This window comes from Microbacterium sp. K2, assembly GCF_051365005.1.
GTDB classification, from domain to species: Bacteria; Actinomycetota; Actinomycetes; order Actinomycetales; family Microbacteriaceae; genus Microbacterium; species Microbacterium foliorum_B.
On record NZ_JBLWII010000006.1, the window covers coordinates 179,159 to 201,662 of the forward strand.

22 protein-coding genes and 1 tRNA gene are annotated in these 22,504 nt (G+C 67.8%); 18 read left to right on the forward strand and 5 right to left on the reverse strand.

What is annotated here, in order from left to right; genetic code table 11:
* Positions 1-27: 27 nt before the first annotated feature.
* The 3 genes from ACLKOY_RS15925 to ACLKOY_RS15935 are packed head-to-tail and all read left to right on the forward strand — an operon-like array spanning position 28 to position 1,804.
* A complete protein-coding gene (locus ACLKOY_RS15925; RefSeq protein WP_436454505.1) occupies positions 28-660 on the forward strand; it encodes a signal peptidase I in 633 nt (210 codons plus the stop codon).
* Positions 657-1,298: a hypothetical protein gene (locus tag ACLKOY_RS15930; protein ID WP_436454506.1), complete on the forward strand. Its 642-nt coding sequence runs from the start codon at positions 657-659 to the stop codon at positions 1,296-1,298. The genes ACLKOY_RS15925 and ACLKOY_RS15930 overlap by 4 nt, the downstream gene beginning before the upstream one ends.
* Positions 1,295-1,804 (forward strand): hypothetical protein, encoded by a 510-nt coding sequence (locus ACLKOY_RS15935; RefSeq protein WP_436454507.1) that lies wholly within the window; start codon positions 1,295-1,297, stop codon positions 1,802-1,804. Before ACLKOY_RS15930 ends, ACLKOY_RS15935 begins: the two co-directional genes overlap by 4 nt.
* Before the next feature lie 21 nt (positions 1,805-1,825).
* Here ACLKOY_RS15935 and ACLKOY_RS15940 read toward each other — a convergent pair whose 3' ends face one another.
* Positions 1,826-2,518, reverse strand: a complete 693-nt coding sequence (locus ACLKOY_RS15940) for a YqaJ viral recombinase family protein (protein ID WP_042539571.1) — start codon at positions 2,516-2,518, stop codon at positions 1,826-1,828.
* A gap of 88 nt (positions 2,519-2,606) precedes the next feature.
* A complete protein-coding gene (locus ACLKOY_RS15945; protein WP_436454508.1) occupies positions 2,607-3,971 on the reverse strand; it encodes a glucose-6-phosphate dehydrogenase in 1,365 nt (454 codons plus the stop codon).
* 51 nt (positions 3,972-4,022) lie between these two features.
* Here ACLKOY_RS15945 and ACLKOY_RS15950 point away from each other — a divergent pair, with 51 nt between their 5' ends.
* The 3 genes from ACLKOY_RS15950 (at position 4,023) to rplL (ending at position 6,965) form a co-directional block, all read left to right on the forward strand.
* Positions 4,023-5,816 carry a glycoside hydrolase family 15 protein gene (locus tag ACLKOY_RS15950; protein WP_436454509.1) on the forward strand — a complete coding sequence of 598 codons (1,794 nt, stop codon included), beginning with the start codon at positions 4,023-4,025 and terminating at the stop codon, positions 5,814-5,816.
* A 234-nt stretch (positions 5,817-6,050) separates the two neighbouring features.
* On the forward strand, positions 6,051-6,539 hold the full coding sequence (gene rplJ, locus ACLKOY_RS15955) for a 50S ribosomal protein L10 (protein WP_053097428.1): 489 nt from the start codon (positions 6,051-6,053) through the stop codon (positions 6,537-6,539).
* A gap of 48 nt (positions 6,540-6,587) precedes the next feature.
* Positions 6,588-6,965, forward strand: a complete 378-nt coding sequence (rplL, locus tag ACLKOY_RS15960) for a 50S ribosomal protein L7/L12 (RefSeq protein WP_042539579.1) — start codon at positions 6,588-6,590, stop codon at positions 6,963-6,965.
* A 114-nt stretch (positions 6,966-7,079) separates the two neighbouring features.
* Here rplL and ACLKOY_RS15965 read toward each other — a convergent pair whose 3' ends face one another.
* On the reverse strand, positions 7,080-8,084 hold the full coding sequence (locus tag ACLKOY_RS15965) for a LacI family DNA-binding transcriptional regulator (RefSeq protein WP_436454510.1): 1,005 nt from the start codon (positions 8,082-8,084) through the stop codon (positions 7,080-7,082).
* A 276-nt stretch (positions 8,085-8,360) separates the two neighbouring features.
* On the opposite strand from ACLKOY_RS15965, the gene ACLKOY_RS15970 reads away from it, so the two are divergent.
* The 8 genes from ACLKOY_RS15970 (at position 8,361) to ACLKOY_RS16005 (ending at position 17,455) form a co-directional block, all read left to right on the forward strand.
* The gene (locus ACLKOY_RS15970; protein ID WP_436454511.1) at positions 8,361-9,680 is read left to right on the forward strand and encodes an ABC transporter substrate-binding protein; all 1,320 of its coding nucleotides are present in this window, start codon (positions 8,361-8,363) and stop codon (positions 9,678-9,680) included.
* A 102-nt stretch (positions 9,681-9,782) separates the two neighbouring features.
* Entirely contained in the window at positions 9,783-10,922 is a 1,140-nt protein-coding gene (locus ACLKOY_RS15975) for a sugar ABC transporter permease (RefSeq protein ID WP_363574843.1), read from the forward strand.
* Complete coding sequence (locus ACLKOY_RS15980) at positions 10,919-11,881, forward strand: carbohydrate ABC transporter permease (protein WP_140037817.1); 963 nt, start codon at positions 10,919-10,921, stop codon at positions 11,879-11,881. The genes ACLKOY_RS15975 and ACLKOY_RS15980 overlap by 4 nt, the downstream gene beginning before the upstream one ends.
* Positions 11,882-11,970: 89 nt before the next feature.
* Complete coding sequence (locus ACLKOY_RS15985) at positions 11,971-13,347, forward strand: cystathionine beta-synthase (protein WP_436454512.1); 1,377 nt, start codon at positions 11,971-11,973, stop codon at positions 13,345-13,347.
* Between the two features lie 54 nt (positions 13,348-13,401).
* Positions 13,402-14,553, forward strand: coding sequence for a cystathionine gamma-synthase (locus ACLKOY_RS15990; RefSeq protein ID WP_436454513.1), 1,152 nt, complete (start codon positions 13,402-13,404; stop codon positions 14,551-14,553).
* Between the two features lie 241 nt (positions 14,554-14,794).
* Positions 14,795-16,156, forward strand: coding sequence for a multidrug effflux MFS transporter (locus ACLKOY_RS15995; RefSeq protein ID WP_436454514.1), 1,362 nt, complete (start codon positions 14,795-14,797; stop codon positions 16,154-16,156).
* Between the two features lie 30 nt (positions 16,157-16,186).
* Complete coding sequence (locus ACLKOY_RS16000) at positions 16,187-16,825, forward strand: phosphatase PAP2 family protein (protein ID WP_436454515.1); 639 nt, start codon at positions 16,187-16,189, stop codon at positions 16,823-16,825.
* Positions 16,826-16,855: 30 nt separating this feature from the next.
* Positions 16,856-17,455, forward strand: a complete 600-nt coding sequence (locus ACLKOY_RS16005) for an N-acetyltransferase family protein (RefSeq protein ID WP_436454516.1) — start codon at positions 16,856-16,858, stop codon at positions 17,453-17,455.
* A gap of 36 nt (positions 17,456-17,491) precedes the next feature.
* Here the strand turns inward: ACLKOY_RS16005 and ACLKOY_RS16010 are convergent, their stop codons facing one another.
* Both ACLKOY_RS16010 and ACLKOY_RS16015 read right to left on the reverse strand, forming a co-directional pair.
* Complete coding sequence (locus ACLKOY_RS16010) at positions 17,492-17,752, reverse strand: hypothetical protein (RefSeq protein WP_436454517.1); 261 nt, start codon at positions 17,750-17,752, stop codon at positions 17,492-17,494.
* Positions 17,713-17,800 (reverse strand) — tRNA-Ser (locus ACLKOY_RS16015). Before ACLKOY_RS16015 ends, ACLKOY_RS16010 begins: the two co-directional genes overlap by 40 nt.
* Positions 17,801-18,021: 221 nt before the next feature.
* On the opposite strand from ACLKOY_RS16015, the gene ACLKOY_RS16020 reads away from it, so the two are divergent.
* The 4 genes from ACLKOY_RS16020 to mpaC all read left to right on the forward strand — a co-directional run bounded on the left by ACLKOY_RS16020 (position 18,022) and on the right by mpaC (position 22,504).
* Positions 18,022-18,900: a hypothetical protein gene (locus ACLKOY_RS16020; RefSeq protein WP_436454518.1), complete on the forward strand. Its 879-nt coding sequence runs from the start codon at positions 18,022-18,024 to the stop codon at positions 18,898-18,900.
* A gap of 142 nt (positions 18,901-19,042) precedes the next feature.
* Complete coding sequence (mpaB, locus tag ACLKOY_RS16025; protein ID WP_436454519.1) at positions 19,043-20,110, forward strand: daptide biosynthesis RiPP recognition protein; 1,068 nt, start codon at positions 19,043-19,045, stop codon at positions 20,108-20,110.
* On the forward strand, positions 20,107-21,372 hold the full coding sequence (gene mpaD, locus ACLKOY_RS16030; protein ID WP_436454520.1) for a daptide-type RiPP biosynthesis aminotransferase: 1,266 nt from the start codon (positions 20,107-20,109) through the stop codon (positions 21,370-21,372). Before mpaB ends, mpaD begins: the two co-directional genes overlap by 4 nt.
* Entirely contained in the window at positions 21,362-22,504 is a 1,143-nt protein-coding gene (mpaC, locus tag ACLKOY_RS16035) for a daptide-type RiPP biosynthesis dehydogenase (protein WP_436454521.1), read from the forward strand. Before mpaD ends, mpaC begins: the two co-directional genes overlap by 11 nt.

Below are 22,504 nucleotides of genomic sequence, written 5' to 3' on the forward strand. Positions count from 1 at the left end.
GCTGCGGATGACGTCGGAGGAGGAATGATGAGCGCACCGACGAGGCGGAGCCTGCGCGAGCAGGCGGCCACGATCGGCGAGTCGCCGTCTGCGCCCACGGCTTCGGCATCCGTCCCGCCTCGTTCGACTCGGCGAGGTCTCGGGCGCATGCTCGCCGACGCCCTGCTCTGGATCGCAGCCATCGCCGGACTCGCCTGCATCGTGCTGGTGATCGTCGCACTCACGGCGAACATCACTCTCATCATGTTCCGCACCGGATCCATGGCGCCGACCATTCCGGCCGGGTCCGTCGCGGTCGTGCAGAGCGTCGCGGCCTCACAGGTGCACGTCGGTGACGTGGTCACCGTCGATCGAGAGGGCTCCCTGCCGGTCACCCACCGGATCACCTCGATCGCGCCGGGCGCGAGCGAGGGCGAGCGGGTGATCACGATGAGAGGAGACGCCAACGCGGCCGACGATCCTTACCCCTACACCGTGCAGACGGTGCGCGTCGTGCTGTTCTCGGTTCCGGGGATCGCCACCGTGATCGTCGCGATGGGCAACCCCTATGTGCTCGGCGGGCTCACGATCGGCGCGACGGCTCTGGTCGTCTGGGCCTTCTGGCCCCGCTCGACGAAGGATCCTCCGGCGCGGCGCGAACCGACGGGAGCCGACCGATGAACCGGCGGGCCGCATGCGCGACGGGCATCACGGCGATCGTCGCCGGAGTGCTCGTCGCGGCGGGACCCGCGTCGGCGGCACCCTCGACACAGGTCGTGCAGGGCGAGGTCCTGCGGCTGGTCTCGATCGCCGACTGGGACGCCGCTTCGAGCCTGTTGCCAGGGCAGCCCGTGCAGTGGGACGTGACGGTGAGTGCCGAGGCGCCGGACCCGGGGACCGTCGCGGTGGGGATCAGCGCGAGCGGCGGCGCGGCGCTCAGGGTCGACGTGCTCCGCTGTGCGCAGGAGTGGCGCGAGGGCGGCTGCTCCGGGGGAGCCGACACGCTCGAGTCCGGCTGGTCGATACCGCTGGACGGGGTCGAGATGCCGCTCGTCGAGATGGCGGACACAGCGGTCGCGCACCTCAGGCTCGTCATCGCCCTCGACGGCGAGGATGGCGGCAGCACGCAGGTGCGCGTGCACGCGCGCGGCGCCGGTGAGTCGGCGACGATCGGGCCGGACGGTGGGCTCGCGACGACAGGAGCGGCGCCGTTCGCACCCTGGGTGGTCGGTGGGGGGCTCGCCCTGGTCGCGACCGGTGCCGCGCTGAGCGCGGTACGGCGTCGTGGGGCGACTCGTCCGGGGGAGGACCGGTCATGACCCCGCGGCGACGGCGGCGCATCCTCGCCGGACTCGTCGGCGTGACGCTGCTGGCCGGTGTCGGGCTGGCTCCGACGGCCCAGACCACGGACGCCGCCTTCACGGACCCGGAGTACTCGAGGACCACGATCACGGCGTTCCGGGTGCCGGCGCCCACGATCATCGCGTGCGCGGTCACGAACAACGGACTCGGAGTGTTCCAGAGCGTCAGGCTCGATTGGACGTCGCCCTACCCCGCGACCGGAACCAGGCTCACGCTCACCCAGGGGGCGACGACAGCCGTGGTGCCCGCCTCGAACATCACCACGACCGGACCGGCCGCGGGCCTCTACACGCACTCGGCCGTGCTCACGCAGGCGCTGCTGACCAGTCTCATCTCGAACCTGCTCGGCAGCACGACGACGATGACGGCCACGAACCTCCTGGCGGGCACGACATGGGTGTCGGCGGGATCATCCCGCCAGCTCTCGATCGCGTTGCTGGGATTGAACGCCTCCTGCACCTGAGGGCAGGTGAGGCGAGTGCGTTCAGTCGGCGAGTGCGAGCGCGCGGAAGGCGTCACGCTCACGAAGGTGCTCGCGGCGGCTGGCGGCGGCGGCGGCCGCGGCATCCGCGATCCGTGTCGGCACCTGCATGCCGGTGGTCCGCCGGTACAGCTCGTCGATGAGGTCGGTGGCGAGGCCGACGAGCTTCGCGATCTCGCGGTCGTCGCGGTCGATCCAGACGCAGCGGGGCTCATCGTGGATCGGAGCGAAGTCGACGTGCTCCTCCCAGACGAACAGGGTGCGCTCGGCTCCGAGCACGTGCTGCTGCCACCAGATCTGGCGGAGGTAGGTGCGGGGGATGCCGCGGAACGCCTTGTTCGTGGTCTTGATCTCGGCGAGCTTCACGCGGCCGTCTGCGTCGACCGCGATGCCGTCGGGGGTCGCGAGGTGGCGGTGCTCGACCTCGGCGCGGAACAGGGCCGACGACGGGAGGATGCCATGAGTCGCCGCCACCCAGGCGGCGATCTCGGGTTCGCGGCGTCGCCCGTGGTCGGTGTAGGCGTTGCCTCCGAAGCGGGGGCCGCCGCCGAGCTTAGAGTCGGCCGCGCGCGCGATCGACCTCTCGCTCGTGAGTCCGGCGACGTCCGTGGCGGTGATCCCGCGCGAACGTGCCCTCATCCAGGCCACGCGGTCACGGGAGTCCGCGACGATGCGAGCTTGGAGTTCGGGGGTCACCTATCGAGGGTAACCCCGGCCGCCGACTCTCACTTCCGCACACGCCGCTCCGCGGCATCCGTCGGACGCTCTCCGCGTCGGAGGCGGGTCAGTCGAGCCCTGGCCATCCCTCCGGGCCGGACGAGCCGGCGACGTAGTCGTCGAGCGGCACATCGTCTCGCCGCCACGCCTCGAGGATCGGGGCCACGATCCGCCACGACTGCTCGGCGGCGTCGCCGCGCACCGCCAGCATCGGATCGCCGTCCAGCACGCCCGACAGCACCTCGGCATAGGCCTTGAGCGCGCCTTCGCCCAGCTCGGCCGACAGGGTCGCCCGCTCCAGCTCGAACGGGTCCTCCGACGCGTTGAGGTTCAGCTCGAGCGACATCCGGTCCGGGCCGAGTGAGAACCGCAGGACTGCGCCGTCCGACGTGCCGGTGAGTCCCCGCGGCAGGTGGCGGACGGGGCGGAAGCGGACGACGATCTCTCTCGCTGGCGTGCCGAGTGCCTTGCCCGAGCGGAGCCGGAACGGGATACCTGCCCAACGGGCGTTGCGCACCTCGAACGTCGCCTCGGCGAGAGTCTCGGTCCGGCGGTCCGGATCGACTCCGGGCTCGTCGACGTACGACGGCTTCGCTGTGCCATCGACCTCTCCGGCGGTGTATCGGGCTCGGCGCGACGACGCCGCGGGGTCGTCGCCCCACACCGTGGTCGCACGCAGCACCGCGCCGGTCGCGGCACGGAAGTCGACCTCGTCGAGAGTTGCGGGCTCCTCCATCGCGAGCACGGCGAGCACCTGGAGCAGGTGGCTCTGGATCATGTCGACCAGCGCGCCGGCGTTGTCGTAGTACCCCGCGCGCCCCTCCAGCGCCAGGGATTCGTCGTAGACGATGTCGACCGATTCGATGCTCTCGGCCGACCACAGCGGTTCGAGGATGCGGTTGGCGAACCGTGCCCCGAGCAGATTCAGCGTGGTCGAGCGGCCCAGGAAATGGTCGACCCGGAACACCTGGCTCTCCGGCACGAGCGCCGTGAGTGTCCGATTCAATGCTCGCGCGCTCGCCTCGTCGGTGCCGAACGGCTTCTCCATGACGAGCACCGCGCCGTCTGGCAGCATCTCGGGCGTGAGCGCCGCGACGGACGCCGCGGCGACCGACGGAGGCACGGCGAAGTAGAGCGCGACCTGCCCGGTGCAGTCCCGCAGCAACGCCCGCAGGTCATCGGAGCGGGTGATGTCGGTGCGCACGTACGTGACATCGACGCGCGAGAGGGCGTCCTCGGCATCCATCGACGCGAAGGCCGTCCGGACGACCGTCTCGAGATCGGAGGCGCTCCATTCCTCGCGGTCCGCGCCGACGATCCGCACGGAGCGTGTCAATTCCCTCGTCAGCAGCTGTCCCAGCGCGGGCAGCAGCAGCCGCGAGGTGAGGTCGCCGCCAGCCCCGAGGATCACCAGCGTCGTCGCATCGGTCATGGTCTCACCGTAACCCGTCCGCTCGGTGCGCGGCCATGGCAGACTCGGTCGATGCCCGCACCGATCGAGGACTACGCCCTGCTCAGCGATTGCCGCACCGGCGCGCTCGTCTCGAAAGAGGGCAGCATCGACTGGCTCTGTCTGCCTCGCTTCGATGCTCCCTCGCTGTTCGGAGCCCTGCTCGGAGAAGCGAGCAACGGATGCTGGAGTCTGCGCCCGCTGGATGCGGCGGCGACCTCGCAGCGGCACTACGTGTCGGACACGTTCATCCTCGTCACGCGCTGGGAGACGGCCCACGGCATCGCCGAAGTGCAGGAGTTCATGCCGCTGCATCCTTCGCGCAGCGACGTGGTGCGCCGGATCGTCGGGATCGAAGGTCGGGTCGAGTTCGTCACCGAGCTGCGGCTGCACTTCGACTACTCGCGCAGGCTCCCCTGGGTGCGCCAGGTGGGCACGAGCGAGGAGCCGGCCCTGCGCGCGACGGCCGGACCCGAGGCCGTGATCGTGCGCGGAGTGCGGCTCATCGCGGAGGATCATCGGCATCGGGCGACGCTCACGGTCTCTGCCGAGGAGGTCCGGGACCTGACCCTCAGCTGGTTCCCCTCGCATGAGCATTCTCCGAAGCCTCTCGACATCGACGGCGCGATCGCCGCCACACGATCGTGGTGGCAGGGCTGGGCGAGTGGCATCCAGCACGAAGGCCCGTACCGCGGTGAGGTCGTGCGGTCGCTGCTGGTCCTACGGGCGCTCACGAACAAGGACACCGGCGGGATCGTGGCTGCGGCGACGACGTCTCTCCCCGAGGAGTTCGGCGGCTCGCGGAACTGGGACTACCGATTCGTCTGGCTGCGGGACGCCGCGCTGACGCTCGAGGCTCTCATCGCGCACGGGTTCCTCACCGAGGCGCACCACTGGCGGCGCTGGCTGCTGCGAGCCATCGCCGGGGAGCCGAGCGAGGTGCAGATCATGTACGGGATCGCCGGGGAGCGCGATCTCCTCGAACGCGAGCTCACGAGCCTGCCCGGCTACGGAGGCGCCGCCCCGGTGCGGATCGGCAACGGTGCGGTCGACCAGTACCAGGGCGACGTGATCGGCGAGGTGCTGGTCGCTCTCGAATGCGCCCGGATCGCCGGCCTCGAAGAGGGCGACTTCTCGTGGCCGCTGCAACGGGCCCTCATCGAACAGGTGATCGCCTCGATCGACCGCCCCGACAACGGCATCTGGGAGATCCGGGGTGAGCCGCAGTGGTTCACGCACTCCCGGGTCATGATGTGGGCAGCGCTCGATCGTGGTGTGCGCGCCGTGCGCGAGCACGGCCTCGCCGGCGATGCCGATCGCTGGGCGGCGGTCCGCGACAGTCTGCGGCGCGAGATCGACGAGCGCGGCGTCGACCCCGACGAGGGGTACTTCACCCAGCACTACGGCTCGACCGAGGTCGACGCCTCGCTGCTCGTGCTCCCGCAGGTCGGGTACTGCGCGCCGGACGATCCGCGGATGCTCCGCACCGTGGCGCAGATCGAGCGGACTCTGCTCACCGAGGGATTCGTCCGCCGCTACCGCACGGAATCCGGCGTCGACGGGCTTGAGGGAGGGGAGCATCCCTTCATCGCGTGCAGCTTCTGGCTGGTCGAGCAGTATGCGACGACCGGGCGCACCGACGAGGCCCGTGATCTGATGTCGCGATTGATCGACATGACGAACGACCTCGGCCTGCTCTCGGAGGAGTACGACGTCGGACAGGACCGGCAGGCGGGCAACACCCCACAGGCGCTGTCGCATCTGACTCTGATCCGCGCGGCCGACGCGCTGGCCGGACACGGAGGACGAGCCGCGAACCGGCGATGATCCCGCCCGATTTGGGAGTGGCCGATGCCCTGGGGTAAAGTTGTCGTAACCGAAGACCGCTGGTCATCGTCGTGCGTGCGAACGCGAGACGATCGAAGCTCTGCTCAGCAGGGGCCCGCGCAGGACACGAACTTTCAAAGCTCCGTGCGCTTGCGCCGGAGCTTTTCTGTTGCATGCGGTCAGGGGTCGGTGCCTCACCGCCGTGAGGCGCCTCGTACACACCAAGGAGTGACCATGGCGCAGAAGGACGCATCGGTCGCCGAGCTCACGAAGTCATTCGAGAACTCGACTGCCGTTCTGCTGACCGAGTACCGCGGTCTGACGGTTGCCCAGCTCAAGGAGCTGCGCAACAGCATCCGTCAGGACGCTGAGTACGCCGTGGTGAAGAACACGCTGACCAAGATCGCCGCCAACAAGGCTGGCATCACCGCGCTGGACGACGACCTCAAGGGTCCGTCGGCCGTCGCGTTCGTGCACGGTGACTTCGTCGCCACTGCCAAGGCTCTTCGTGACTTCGCCAAGGCCAACCCGCTTCTCGTGATCAAGTCGGGCATCTTCGAGGGCAACGCCCTCTCCGCCGACGAGGTCAACAAGTACGCCGCGCTCGAGAGCCGTGAGGTTCTGCTGGCGAAGGCTGCGGGCATGATGAAGGCCACGATGGGCAAGGCTGCTGCCACCATCGATGCTCTTCGCGAAAAGCTGGAGACCGCTGAGGCCGCGTAAGCGACCTGCGATCTCGTTCAACAAACCCATCTATCTAGGAGATACATCATGGCTAAGCTCACCACTGAGGAGCTGCTCGAGCAGTTCGCAGGCCTGACCCTCGTCGAGCTCAACGACTTCGTCAAGGCGTTCGAGGAGAAGTTCGAGGTCACCGCTGCTGCCCCCGTCGCCGTTGCAGGCGCAGGCGGCGGCGCTGCTGAAGAGGTTGAGGAGAAGGACTCCTTCGACGTCATCCTCGAGGCTGCCGGCGACAAGAAGATCCAGGTCATCAAGACCGTCCGCGAGCTCACCTCGCTCGGTCTCGGCGAGGCCAAGGCCGTCGTCGACGGTGCTCCCAAGGCCGTGCTCGAGGGCGCGAACAAGGAAGCCGCCGAGAAGGCCAAGGCTGCTCTCGAAGAGGCAGGCGCCACGGTTACCCTCAAGTAATCCGTTCCGGATCGCGGCGTGACGCCTCGATCCGGAAGCGTCTGAACGCTTCACGAAAGCCCCGGGTTCGCCCGGGGCTTTCGTGCGTCCGGGGTCGGGCGGATGACGTCGGGGTCAGCGACGGCCCGCGGTGGAACTGCGCACGACCAGCGAGGATGCCGTCACGGTGTGCTCTCGTGGCGAATCCGGATGGTCGATCTGCTGCCGCAGCAGGCGCACGGCTTCGTGTCCCTGCTCCCGTGGCGACTGCCTGATGGTGGTGAGCGCGAACATCTCCGCGTGCTGGTGGTCGTCCACCCCGACGATGCTGAGCTCTGTGGGCACGGCGATCCCCAGCCGTCGGGCGGCGATCATCGCTCCGATCGCCGCCTCATCGCACACGCCGACGATCGCGGTGGGGCGCCCCCTGCGGTCGCCGAGAAGCTCGACGGCGGCGGCGTAGCCTCCCGGCATCGTCGGACGCGCATCAGCGATCCTGGCGATGGCCTCCAGGCCCGCCGCGGCGAGTGCTTCGAGATATCCCTCGACGCGCTGGGCGTCGCCGAAGCTGAGGTCGTCCGGATCCGCGGATCCGCCGACGAAGGCGATGTCGGTGTGGCCGAGCTCGATCAGGTGCTCGGTGGCGATGCGGGCGGCGGCGACGTCGTCGATCGACACCGCACTCGACCCTTCGCTGTAGGGACCGATGCTGACCAGCGGCCGCTCCGAGCGATGCAGACGCTCGAGCTCCTGCGCACTCGGTTGGATGCCGACGGCGATGATCCCGTCGAACCGGCGGCCGGGCAGCACCGTGTCGAAGAGACGTTCTCGGGTCTCGCTGCCCTCGCGGATGCCGTACAGGGCGAGTTCGTAGTCGAGGGCGAACAGGGATTCCTGAATGCCGGCGAGCAGCTCGGCGAAGAACCAGCGATCGACAGGAGGCATGATGACCCCGACGGTCTGCGTGCGCCCCGTCGCGAGGCTCGTCGCGGACGAGTGCGCGACGTAGGCCAGTTCGTCGGCAGCATCGGTCACCCGCTTGCGTGTGCCTTCCGAGACGTATCCGCGTCCGCTGAGTGCCCGGCTCGCGGTCGCTTTCGATACGCCTGCACGCGCCGCGACGTCCGCGATCGTGCTCATGGGTCCTCCTCGACCATGATTCGGCGCGTTGCTCCCCCCGCGCCGATGTCAGCGTAGCCGTTCGTCATCGGTAAAGGAACCGGTTCCATACGAATGGCGAGGGAGCGCTCCCACTCCCCGGGGTCGGACATCTCGAATGGTTGCGAGCTTGTGATCCTGGCTTATTGTGCCGGGATATCAGACCCCGGTAGGTTGTCCTGGAATCGGTTCCCGATTCTGTGCCGAGGGGCGGCGCAGGATGACGGGGGAGCCGTGAACTCGAAGAGGAGAATTCACATGGGTCTGTCACAGCGTTCCCGGCGTTACGCGCCAATCGCACTGCTGGGAGTCGCGGGCATCGCGCTCGCCGGCTGTGGTGCCCCCGGAGGCACCGACGGCGGTGCGGAGGGCGGCGGCGGCGGAGACAACACCGTCACCATCTACGGCACGATCGTCGAGGGCGAGGCGGAACTCCTCGCGGAGTCCTGGGCGGACTTCGAAGAAGAGAACGACATCGAGATCAAGTACGAGGGCAGCCAGGACTTCGAGACCCAGCTCGGCACGCGCGCACAGGGCGGCAACCCGCCCGACATCGCGATCTTCCCGCAGCCGGGTCTGTTCGCGGACTACGCCTCGCGCGACCTGCTGAAGCCGGCTCCTGAGGCGGTCAAGGCGAACGCCGAGGAGTACTGGACTGAGGGCTGGGTCGAGTTCGGCACGTACGACGGCACCTTCTACGGCGCGCCGCTCATGGCGAGCGTCAAGGGCTGGATCTGGTACTCGCCGACGAAGTTCGCCGAGTGGGGCGTCGAGGAGCCCACGACCTGGGACGAGCTTCTCACCCTCACCGAGACGATCAAGACTGCGAGCGGCAAGGCTCCCTGGTGCGCGGGCTTCGAATCGGGCGTCGCGACCGGCTGGCCCGGCACCGACTGGATCGAGGACCTCGTGCTCCGCAACGCGGGCCCCGACGTCTACGACCAGTGGGTCAAGAACGAGATCCCGTTCACCGACCCGCAGATCAAGGAGGCGTTCGACGCCACGGGTGAGCTCCTGCTCAACCCGGAGTACGTCAACGCCGGCTTCGGCGACGTGCGGTCGATCAACTCGACCGCATTCGGTGATGTCGCGGCACAGGTCGCCAGTGGTGAGTGCGCGCTGACCCACCAGGCCTCGTTCCTCTCGGGCTTCTACCCCGAGGGCACGAACTTCGCCGAAGACGGAGACGTCTGGGCGTTCCTGACGCCGAGCCAGAGCGCCGACGAGACGCTCATCACAGGTGGTGGCGAGATCGTCGGAGCGTTCAGCGACGACGAGGCCACGCAGAAGGTGCTCGAGTACCTGTCGAGCCCCGAGTGGGCGGACAGCCGCCTCGCGCTCGGCGGAGTGACGTCGGCCAACAAGGGCGTGAACCTCGATGTGGTCGAGGACCCGATCCTGCAGGAGTCGATCAAGCTGCTCCAGGACGACTCGATCACGTTCCGCTTCGACGGATCCGACCAGATGCCCGGAGCCGTCGGCTCCGGAACCTTCTGGAAGGGCATGGTCGCCTGGATCAACGGAACCTCGACCGATGAGGTCCTCCAGCAGATCGAGACCGGCTGGCCTTCCAGCTGATCCGACCAGGTGGGCCACCCGATGGGTGGCCCACCTTCTCGCTCCCGGTCCGCGCATCGTCGCGCGGACCGCTGATCAGCTCCGTCTCATGAAGGGGAATCCATGAACGCGACTGTGTTCTTCCAATGGATCGGGTCTCTGCCCCCGATCGCCCAGGCTCTCGCCGTGGTCATCGCCTTCGCGGTGGTCGTCGTCGTCATCCTGCTTCTCGTCGACATCGCGCCGCGAAAAGGCGCGCTCTACACCGGCATCCGACTGGCGATGTGCCTGCTCATCCCGTTCGCGGTGATGTGGTTCTTCAACTCCTATTACTGGGCGATGGGAGTCGCGGTCGCCGTCGGCGCCCTCTTCTTCTTCCTCGACTACCGCTCCCGCGACGGAGCCGGGTACCTGATCCAGCTCGTCGCGTTCATGGCTCCGGCCATGCTGCTGCTGCTCGCAGGTCTGATCCTGCCGTCGATCCAGACCGTGTACGCATCGTTCTGGAACTCGACCGGCAGCGACTTCGTCGGCTTCTCGAACTACCTCTGGATCTTCACGCAGTCCGACGGAGTGACCTCGGTCATCAACACGATCGTCTGGGTGCTGCTGGTTCCGACGCTCTCGACGATCGTCGGTCTGGCCTACGCGGTCTTCATCGACAAGACCCGCGGCGAGAAGATCTACAAGCTGCTGGTCTTCATGCCGATGGCGATCTCGTTCGTCGGCGCGAGCATCATCTGGCGCTTCGTGTACGCCTACCGCGGCCCCGAGTTCGAGCAGATCGGTCTGCTCAACCAGATCCTGGTCTGGTTCGGCGGAGAGCCGCAGCAATTCCTGCTGAACGGCCCGTGGAACAACCTGGCGCTCATCGTCGTGCTGATCTGGGTGCAGACCGGTTTCGCGATGGTCGTGCTCTCGGCATCGATCAAGGGTGTTCCCACCGAACTCCTGGAGGCGGCCGAGCTCGACGGCGCGAACGCCTGGGAGCGTTTCCGCTCGGTGACGATCCCATCGATCCGCCCCGCACTGATCGTCGTTCTGACCACCATCTCGATCGCCTCGCTGAAGGTGTTCGACATCGTGCGCACGATGACCGGTGGCAACTACGGGACGTCGGTGCTCGCGAACGAGATGTACACCCAGTTCTCCAAGTTCGAGGCGGGTCGCAGCGCTGCGCTCTCCGTCATCCTGTTCATCCTGGTGCTGCCGATCGTGATCTACAACGCGCGCCAGATCAAGAAGCAGCGGGAGATCCGATGACCGACACAGTGAAGTCAGACACGGGCGCGAACAGCACGCGAGCGATCACGACAGGCGGGCGCTTCGAAGCGTCGGCGGGCCGTGCACGCAAGCGTCTCAGTCGTCCGTGGGCGACGGTCGCCTCGATCGTCATCGCCGTGGTGTGGACCATTCCGACGCTCGGACTGTTCATCTCGTCGTTCCGCGAGAGGGATGCGATCGAGACGACCGGGTGGTGGACGTTCTTCACCAACCCGCAGTTCACGCTCGACAACTATTCGGCGGTGCTGCAGTCGGGTACCACCCAGCTGACGATCCTGGAGTCGTTCTTCAACTCGATCGTCATCACGATCCCGGCCACGCTCATCCCGTTGATGATCGCCGCGATGGCGGCGTACGCGTTCTCGTGGATCGAGTTCAAGGGTCGCAACGCGCTGTTCATCTTCGTGTTCGCGCTGCAGATCGTGCCGATCCAGATGGCGCTGGTTCCGCTGCTGTCATCGTTCTCGCGGGGCATCAACCTGTTCGGCGTGCAGGTGACGCAGGGTCTCGACGTCGCCGGCGGCTACGCCCAGGTGTGGATCGCCCACACGATGTTCGCACTGCCGCTGGCGATCTACCTGCTGCACAACTTCATGTCGGAGATCCCCGGCGAGATCATCGAGGCCGCACGCGTCGATGGAGCATCGCGCGGTCAGATCTTCTTCCGGATCGTGCTGCCGCTGACCATGCCGGCGATCGCGTCGGTGGCGATCTTCCAGTTCCTGTGGGTCTGGAACGACCTGCTCGTCGCCCTGGTGTTCGCCGACGGCGCCGCCTCGCCGATCACCAAGGTGCTTGCCGAGATCACCGGTCGCGGCGAGGGCTGGTACCTCCTCACCGCAGGCGCGTTCGTGTCGATCATCGTTCCGCTGATCGTGTTCTTCTCGCTCCAGCGGTACTTCGTGCGAGGACTCCTGGCGGGTTCCACGAAGGGCTGATCGGCTCCCACTGAGCTGCGGAACACACGATGCCGCGATCGGGCGCAACACAGCCCCGGTCGCGGCATCGTCGCACGTACGCTGTGAACATGAAGTACGCAGACTCCATCGTCGATCTCGTCGGCGACACGCCCCTCGTGAAGCTCCAGCACGTCACCGAGGGTGTGGAGTGCACCGTGCTCGTGAAGCTGGAGTACCTCAACCCCGGGGGATCGGCGAAGGACCGCATCGCGTCGCGCATCATCGAAGCGGCCGAGGCCTCGGGCGACCTGCAGCCGGGTGGCACCATCGTCGAGCCCACGAGCGGCAACACCGGCGTCGGCCTCGCTCTGGTCGCCCAGCAGCGCGGGTACAAGTGCGTCTTCGTGCTGCCGGACAAGGTCGGAGAAGACAAGATCGACGTGCTCCGCGCCTACGGTGCCGAGGTCGTCGTCACCCCGACCTCGGTGGCCGCAGACAGCCCGGAGTCGTACTACAGCGTCAGCGATCGACTCGCCCGCGAGATCCCGGGAGCGTTCAAGCCCAATCAGTACGAGAACCCCAACGGCCCGCGGAGCCACTACGAGACCACCGGTCCCGAGATCTGGCGCGACACCGACGGACTGATCACGCACTTCGTCGCCGGCGTCGGCACGGGCGGCACGATCACGGGCACCGGGCGCTATCTGCGCGAGGTGTCGGAGGATCGCGTGCGCATCGTGGGGATCGACCCCGAAGGCAGCGTCTACAGCGGCGGCACGGGGCGCCCGTATCTGGTCGAGGGGGTGGGCGAGGACATCTGGCCCGGCGCCTACGACCCGACGGTTCCGCACGAGATCGTCGCGGTCGACGACGCCGAGTCGTTCGCGATGACCCGGCGGCTCGCGCGTGAAGAGGGGATCCTGGTCGGCGGCTCCAGCGGCATGGCCGTGGTCGGCGCGCTGCGGGTCGCGCGTGATCTGCCGGCGGATGCCGTGATGGTGGTGCTGCTGCCCGACGGAGGGCGCGGCTACCTCAGCAAGATCTTCAACGACGGCTGGATGCGCTCCTACGGCTTCAGCGAGGTCGAGGAGGGCGAGACCGTCGCCGATGTGCTGGCCTCCCGCACCGCCCGGCTGGGGGAGGGGATTCCCGATCTGGTGCATGCGCACCCGACCGACACGGTGCTCGAGGCCATCGGCATGATGACCGAGTACGACGTCTCGCAGCTCGTGGTGCTGAGCGCCGAGCCTCCCGTGATGATGGGCGAGGTCGTCGGCACGGTCGACGAGAAGGGTCTGCTCGACCTGCTGTTCCGCGGAGACGCCAAGCCTGCGGATGCCGTGGGAGAGCATGTGGGGGAGCGGCTGCCGCTCATCGGCATCCATGCTCCTCTCGCGCAGGCGCGGGCTGCTCTCGCCGACGCCGACGCGCTGCTCGTCACGCTCGACGGCAAGCCGCACACGGTGCTCACCCGGCAGGACCTGCTGTCGTACCTCTCGCGCTGACGCCCGGCGTAACAGGGGCGACTGTCGCCCCCGGGGCGGACGTAGGCTGAGGTCATGTCCGAGCATGCTTTCGCCACCCGAGCCATCCACGCAGGTCAGGCGCCCGACCCGACCACAGGGGCGATCATCCCGCCGATCTATCAGGCGTCCACCCATGTGCAGGACGACATCGGCGGGTTCCGCGACGGCTACGAGTACAACCGTGCGGGCAACCCGACGCGCTCGTCGCTCGAGACGCAGCTCGCGGCGCTCGAGGGCGGTGCGAACGCCCTGTCGTTCGCCTCCGGTCTCGCGGCGGAAGACGCGCTGCTGCGCGGCATCCTGAAGCCCGGCGACCACGTCGTGCTCGGCAACGACGTCTACGGCGGCACCTACCGCCTGTTCGCCCGCGTGCTCGCGCCGTGGGGGATCGAGTTCTCGACGATCGAACTGTCCGACGTCGACGCGGTGCGCGCGGCGATCCGCCCCGAGACGAAGATCGTCTGGGTCGAGACTCCCAGCAACCCGCTGCTGAAGATCGTCGACATCGCGCTCATCGCCGAGATCGCGCACGCGGCCGGAGCGATCACGGTCGTCGACAACACCTTCGCCTCTCCTGCGCTGCAGCAGCCGCTCTCGCTCGGCGCAGACCTCGTCGTGCACTCCACCACGAAGTACCTGGGCGGACACTCGGACGTCCTCGGCGGGGCGGTGGTCTTCGGAGACGACCGCTTCTTCGAGCAGATCAAGTTCCAGCAGTTCGCGGTCGGCGCCGTCTCGGCCCCGCTCGACGCGTGGCTCACGACCCGCGGCATCAAGACGCTCGCGGTGCGGGTGCGTCAGCACTCCGAGAACGCGCAGGCCATCGCCGAGTGGGCCGCGGCTCGCCCGGAGTTCGCGACCGTCTACTACCCGGGGCTCGCCTCGCACCCGGGGCACGACATCGCCGCACGGCAGATGAGCGGCTTCGGCGGCATGCTGTCGCTCGGCCTCTCGGCGGGTGCGGACGCCGCGAAGGCGTTCGCCGAGTCGACCGAGCTCTTCCAGCTCGCCGAGTCGCTCGGCGGCGTCGAGTCTCTGATCGGCTACCCGCCGGACATGACCCACGCCTCGGTGCGCGGCACCGCGCTCGCAGTGCCCGAGAACGTCGTGCGACTGTCGGTGGGCATCGAGGGCGTCGACGACCTCATCGCCGATCTCGAGCAGGGGCTCACGCGCCTTCGCTGACCCCAAGTCGGCTGGCGCCTGGTGGTCCACCGCTGAGTGGTCAGAAACACATCCCCGGAAGGCCGGATGGATGCGTTTCTGACCACTCAGCGTCGATGCGGCATGCAGGTGCGTGCGAGCGGGCTGTAGCATGGAGACTTCGCCCTGATCGAATCGATTCGACTTCCTTCGCCGATTCGACCGCTCTCGCGACTCGATCTCTCACTGTTCCTGCACGCCCTCGAAATCCGGAAGGACCGTCGTGCCCGACGCTCCACGCACTGACTCCATCTCGACCTCCGCCCCCGAGCGGACGGCCACCGGCAGCATCCGCATCCCGTCGGCGACCGGCGCGATCCGCACTCTCGGGTCGAACCCCGCCACGGCGCCGATCATGCTGCACCCCGGCGACTCGATCTCGAACGGTCGCCGCGCGCTCTACATCGTGCTGCTCGGGGCGCTCACCGCCCTCGGCCCGTTCACGATCGACCTCTATCTGCCCGCCTTCCCGGTGCTCGAGCAGGACTTCGAGACCACAGCCGCCGCGATCCAGCTGACCCTGACCGGCACGATGATCGGCTTCGCACTCGGGCAGCTCGTGGTGGGGCCGCTCAGCGACAAGGTCGGTCGGCGCATCCCGCTGATCGTCGTCACCGCCCTGCATGTGCTGGCGAGTGTGGCCGCGGCGTACGCCCCGACTCTTCCGCTGCTCAGTGGCGCTCGCGTGCTCATGGGCGTGGGGGCCGCCGCGGGTGGCGTCGTCGCGATGGCCATCGTGCGCGACCTGTTCGGCGGACGCCGGCTGGTCGTGATGCTGTCGCGGCTCGCGCTGGTCTCGGGCGTAGCCCCGGTGATCGCCCCGCTGATCGGCTCATGGCTGCTCACGCTGATGCCCTGGCGCGGCATCTTCGTCGTGCTCGCCCTCTACGGCGTGGTGATGCTCGTCTCGACCGTGGTGTTCATCCCCGAGACGCTGCCGATCGCGCGCCGCCAGGAGAAGGGCGGCGCCACCGTCATGCAGCGCTATCGCTCGGTGTTCTCCGACCGTGTCTTCATCGGCGTGCTGATCATCGGCGGCATGACCTTCTCCGGGCTGTTCTCCTACCTGTCGGCGTCGCCGTTCCTGTTCCAGCAGACCCACGGACTCGATGCGCAGCAGTACGGCCTGCTGTTCGCCGTCAACTCCCTCGGGGTCGTAGCCGGTGTGCAGACGGCCTCTCGGCTCGCCGCACGATTCGGCCCGCAGTGGGTCATGGCGTACTCGACCGCGGTGCTGCTGCTGGCCGGGGTCGCGATCATCGTGACCGACCAGCTCGGCCTCGGGCTGTGGGGCACGGTCATCCCGCTGTTCTTCTTCATGACGGCCTGCGGCTTCACATTCCCGAACGTGCAGGTGCTCGCCCTCGACCGCCACGGCAAGGCTGCGGGCACCGCGGCATCGGTCATCGGCGCCACGAACTTCGGCGTCGCAGGACTCGTCTCGCCGGTGGTCGGATGGATCTCGCACGGCACCGGAATCACCGCCACGAGCATGGCCTCGGTCATGGTCGGCTGCGCCGCGATCGGCATCCTCTCGCTGTGGTTCATCGTGCGCCCACGGACCGTCGGCATGCTGGCTCCCTGATTTTCAGCTTCCGACCGGCAGAATAGAGCGATGGGAAGACGAACGCTGCTGTGGACGGGAACAGGGATGCTCGTCGCGGCGACGCTCCTCGGAGCGGCGATCGTGTTCGGATACACCGAGCCACCAGGATTCGACACCTGGTGGAATGAGACGATCAGCGCGTCGCGCTCCGACTGGATGCTGTCGTTCGCTCTGCTGCTCGATCACATCGGCGGGGGCTGGATCGCGATCCTGCTCGTGCCGCTGCTGCTGATCACCGCGCTCCTGATCGCCCGGCGATGGCAGGCCGCCGTGTTCGCCGCCGTGGGGTTCCTCGTGAGCGCCGGCGCGGTGCAGCTGCTCAAGCACCTGTTCGGCCGTGCGCGTCCGGAGGACATGATCGTGGCGAGTGACTTCGGTTCATTCCCCTCGGGGCATGCAGCCAACGCCGCGACGATCGCGATGGTGCTGTGGCTGGTGTTCCCGCGGGTGTGGACCGCGATTCTGGGCATAGCGTGGGTCGTGGCGATGGCGATCTCGCGCACGCTGCTCTCGGTGCACTGGGCCACCGACACGCTCGGCGGGGCGCTGGTCGGGGCCGGCGTGGTGCTGGTGCTCGGGGCGTGGCTGCTGCCGTGGGTGCAGTCGGCGACGGGGCGACGCGATCCTGCGCTCGCCTCGGTAGGCTGACAACTCACCCCCACTCATCGAGGAGCAGCAGTGCCGCGCATCCGTCCGTATCGTCCGTCCGACCGCGATGCCCTCTACGACGTGTGCGTGAGGACAGCGGACGCCGGTGCAGACGCGACCGGCCTGTTCTCCGACGATTCGCTCTGGGGTGACCTGTTCGCGGTGCCCTATGTCGAACGGCATCCCGACCTGGCCTGGGTCGTCGAGACCGATGACGAGCGCGTGATCGGCTACATCGTGGCGACCGACGACACCGACGCCTTCGCGACCTGGTTCCGCGACGAATGGTGGCCGACGCTGCAGGACCGGTATCCGCAGGCGGCCGAGCCGACGACCCGCGAGGAGCGGATGATCGAGCACGGTTACGCGCAGGCGCCCGGCCGCAACGCGAACGCGGCGGACTACCCGGCGCACCTGCACATCGACCTGCTGCCCGAGACGCAGGGGCAGGGACTCGGGCGACAGCTGATCGAGACGCTGTTCGCCGAGCTCACCCGCCGCGGAGTGCGCGGGCTGCATCTGGGCATGGACCCGAACAACACCGGTGCCGCCGCCTTCTACGAACGGCTCGGGATGACGCCCCTGCCCGCAGAACCGGGTGGGCAGAGCTTCGGCGTGAAGTTCGCGTAGCCGTTGCGCTTCGCGTAGACGCCGCGCGTCGCAGGGTCAGCGGTCGAGGGCGCGATCCTCGGTGTGGGCGCCGCAGTACTCGGACTGCTGCCGCATGAGATCCCTCATCGGCACGTCCGGCCCGATGCCGTAGACGGTTCTCACGAACTCGAGCTCGCGCTGGATCTTCCAGATCTCCTCATGGCGTTCTCCCCGAATCCCATGGTGCTCGATAAAAAGATCAAGGGCCCCGCTGGCGCGGAGACCCTTGATCTTTTTGGCGGTGACGGCGGGATTCGAACCCGCGGTTGCTTGCACAACACACGCTTTCCAAGCGTGCTCCTTCGGCCGCTCGGACACGTCACCAGGGAACAACCTGAACAGTCTATCCGATCGCGCGGACGGCCCCGACCAGGCGTTTCGGATGCCGATGCTGCCGCCCTCCGCGCGGGATTCCGTTGAACCGATATGTGATGCGTCGTCTCCTTGCGCTCGCGTCGATCCGCTTCCTAGCCTCGTGAGGAGACGCATAGTCGTCACATGACATCACTTTCGCGTCGAAAGGCGCAACTTCTGAAAGGACACCTATGACGACTGTCGACACCGCAGCCTCGACCAGCCCCGCGGTGCGCATGGCATTGCGCACCGCTCATTCCCGCTCGATCGCGGATCTCGGACTCAACGCGATCGGTCGCGCCCGATTCGGGTGGCGCGACCGATCGATCGGCTCGGTCGTCGAGCGCGCCGGCGGGCGGTACTGGCTGCGCGTCGTCTGGTCTGCGAGAGGCCGGGCGCGGGGCGCCTGGTGGACCGGCAACCAGGAGGCCTCGCGCATCGACGGGGTTGCGAAGCCGCGTCTGCTCGACGTGCGGGCGTGGGAGGAGGGGCCGCTGGTGTACCGCGCCGAGCTGATGACTCTGCTGCCCGGGAGGGCGTGCGCGACGGACGCCGTGCTCGTAGGCGCGCCCGGTCTCGACGAGTCGTGGTGGGGAGAGCTGGAACACAACCTCGAAGCGCTGTCCGAGGTGACGACGGATCGGATGGTGCTCGACCCCGAGATCATGCGCCGGCGGATCAGCGTCTTCTTCGGCCTCGAGATGGACATCGACTCAGGCGATTGGGTGCCGAGCCACGGCGACCTGCACTGGAACAACATCCACCGGGATCCGTTCGCGATCGCCGACTGGGAAGCATGGGGTCTCGCCCCGCGCGGGTACGACGCCGCGTTCCTGCTCGGTCACTCGCTGGCAGTGCCTCACGTCGCAGATCAGATCGCCCGACGCTTCCGGCGCGACCTGGAGTCGGAAGGCGGCATCGTGTCGCAGCTCTATGTGATGACGAAGCTGCTGACCCGCGCCGACGCAGGGGAGCACGAGCACCTCGTACCCGCGCTTCACCGCCATGTGGGGCGCCTTCTCGGCACGAGGGTTCCCCTCACTCGTGCGTCGTCTGCGGTCACGCACTGAGGCCGCCTGCGCGGGCAGCGACGGAGCTCCCACGCGGGGATCGTCGTCCCGAACGGAAAATATTGCAGCACATTTGATGGATATATAGCCTCATGTGAGGACGCACTGATGCCTGAAGGCATCTCGATATTTCTGGGGAGAAATGCATATCAGCACGACTGAGGCATCGCGGGAGAGCCATGGACTGGAGCTCGTCGGGGCACGGGCGCTCCGTGAATGGATCACCGGCGAGCAGGTGCAGTACTCACGGGTGTTTCTCGTCGAAAACGGCGCCACCGCAGAGACTGTCGCCGAGGTGGCCTGCGAAGACGACGCGGTTCTGCTGCACGCGCAGAGCGGTCCCTACGAGGGACCAGCCGACGTCGCTCGCTACAGCGGCGCGCTCAGTGAGATCGGTGACGAGCTGTTCTTCGGTGAACGCGGCGTCGAGCTCCAGGACTACGTCACTGCGGCGTACGTGCAGATCATCGGCCCCACGACGGTGGGCTTCTTCGATGAGACGAGCTGGCAGTCGTTTCTCGATGATGCCGACCTCGCTCGTCGCACGGGAGTCTTCCCATCGTCATTGATCGACCCGCGCGTGCTGCTCGCGAACCGCCGCCCTCTTGCGGCGCCGGGCGAACTCGCGACTCCGAGCGCGATCAGGGTGGGCTCGGATGGGCTGGTCAGCGTCGGTATGCAAGGCGAGGTCATCGGCGACGTCGACGAGCTGAAGACGGTGATCGAGTCCTGCTTGCCCCGTGCTGTGGCTTTGGGAGGCTCAGCGCCGAGTCGAGAACTCATCGAGGACCTGACCGTCCGCGGATGGATCGGTCGATACCTCAATGCGACGGACCTCATCAAGATGCTCAGCCTGGAGAACGGCGTCACGAAGATCTCGGGATTCGGCTGGTCGCTCATCGACGACGACCGCGCAGACGCCGAGCCGCTGTCCTCGGATCCTCTCCTGCTCGAGACCACAGACGGCTTCGTGCTCGCCGACACCACGACGCTGCGCCGCCAGCTGCTGTCGCCGGTGACCGCGAAGGTCGTCGCCGCCACTCAGACCTCCAGCGCGCCCGAGGTCGCGGTCGAGAGATTGGCTCGGGAGTGCGGCCTGTCCGAGTCTCACGCGAGCACGCTGTGCCGCGACGCCGCCACCGCGCTCAACATCCACTTCGGCACACAGGTTGATGCGTCACGCCCGGCGACGTCGGGCGGCGGACGATGAGCGTTTCGCACGCGCTGTGGACGTCGATGCTTCCCGCAGACGCCACGTTCACGCGAGACCGTGTCGCCGTCGGGGCCTTCGGGAACCGCATCGAGTTCGCGGACGGATCCACACGCCTCAGCGCGACGAGCGGCCTGTGGAATGTTCCCCTCGGCTTCGGAAATCGAGCGGTCGCTGACGCCGTGAGCAGAGCGGCGCACGACGCCTCGTACCTGACCCTGTTCCGCGCGCCGCATCGGTACGCCGAGGTGGCGGCCGACGCGCTCATCGAGCTCGCCGGCCCGCTGCGGTACAGCCGGGTCATCTTCTGCACGTCGGGCGGGGCGGCGAACGACTCCGCGATGAAGCTCGCGCGACAGTACTGGGCGCAGCAAGGGGCCGCGTCGCGGTCGCTCATCGTCGGTCTGAGAGGCAGCTATCACGGCACGATGTACGGCAGCCACGCACTGAGCGGAGACGACCTCCTCCAATCCGTCTACTCCGTCGACCGCAGGTCGGTGCGGCATGTCTCCCACCGCGATGACGGGGAGGAACTGCAGATGCTGCTGAAGCGCGAAGGTCCCAGAGTCGCGGCGGTGGTGGTGGAGCCCGTCCTGGGCAGCGGCGCGCACGCACTGTCCGATGCGTTCGTATCTCGGCTCCTCGACCTGCGCGACCAGTACGGGTTCCTGATCGTCGCCGACGAGGTCGCGACGGGCTTCGGACGCACCGGCATGATGTTCGCCACAGACGACTGGGCTGCCCCGCCGGACATCCTCGTACTCTCGAAAGCGTTGACGAACGGCGCGACGGGCGCCGCAGCGCTGCTTGTGGGAGCGCGCGTCGCGTCCGAGTTCACGCGCGGGGGCTGGACGTTCGTCCACGGCGAGACGCAGGCGGGAACGCCTGCGTGCGCGGCGGCCATCGTCGCGGTGATCGAAGAGCTGCACCGCATCGACGTCGAGTCGACCACGCGAGCGCTCGCGGCCGATCTGTGGCGTCTGGCGACTCGGCTGAAGTCCGACGGTGTGGTCGCCGACGTGACAGGAAGAGGCTGCTTCGTGGGGCTCGCCCTTCGCAACCAGGACGCGAGTCAGCTCTCCGGGGCCGAGGTTCTCCGAGTCGTCGACGCCATCGCCGAGAACGGTGTGCTCGTGCAGCCCGGCCCCAGCGCCATCGAACTGATTCCGGCGTACGGATTCACCGCGAGCGAACTCCTCGAGATCGATTCGGCTGTGCGGGCGGGCATCGCGCAGACGCAGGAGCGTCAGCATGAGCTCTGAGTTCGCTGCGCGGGTCCCGACTCTCTGGCACGGGCACGACATCGCGCGGCAGACGACGACACGGCTCACCGCCGATCGCGAGACCCTGGTGGTCGCTGATTCGTCGGTCGCAACATGCGTCGTCGCTGACTACTCGGGCAGAACGATCGAGGTGGACGCTCACTCCATGACGGTCACGGCTGTCGTCGGCATGGCGGAGGAGATCGCTCGTCGGCCCCCGAGCGTGATCGTCGCCGTGGGCGGAGGAAGCGTTCTCGACGCCACCAAGATCGCATCCCTCGTGCTCGCTCCGGGGGGCATGTTCGACTTCGCCATCGAACGCGCGTCGAAGTCGGCGCTGACCTTCCTGCCGGATGCTCGGCCACCCGTCGACATCGTCGCGGTGCCGACGACGATCGGCACCTCGTCGGAGACGAACAGCGTCAGCATCCTCAAGAACAAGAGCGGCTATCGGCTCATCGTCGGACGATCCCTGAGGCCCCGCCATGCCATCATCGATCCCTGCAATCTGAGAACCCTCACGTCGGCCTCCGTCAGGGAGGGAGCACTTGAGGCATTCCTCCGTCTCGCTGGCGCGTCGACGGGGTCGCGGCGAAGTGCCAGGGGGCGACGCGACGCGATCGCACTCGGGGGCGCTCTTCTCGAGACGGCCTCGGGCGACGTGGCAGCTGCCGACTCACGCCTGCGTCTTGCTCGGCTGAGCGGCGCCACCCAGCGCAGCGCGGCGCTGCGGGGGCACGATCCCTACAGTGCTCGCCACTGGTATGTGGCCAATGAAGTCGCCTTCGTGCTTCAGGTTCGCAAGATGGTCGCCACAGCGGCGATCATCGCGGCGGTCTGGCGCCGAGTGTGCTCGGGAGACCCACGGTGGGGAGATCGCGCGAGCCTCGAAGAGTTCTGGACGAACGTGGCCGGCAGAGTCGCGCTGCCACTCGACCCACCCACCGGTATCGCGGCGCTCGTCGACCGCTGGGGGATACCCCGTCCGAGGCGGCCGCCCGCTCAGACGATCCGCCGCATCTCCGACGCCACGGAAACAGCGTGGGGAAACCGCTACCCGATGCTCGCGGGTCTTTTCGCAGACGACTTCTGCGATCTGCTCCGTGATTCCTACTGGAACGAAGGGAGGTGA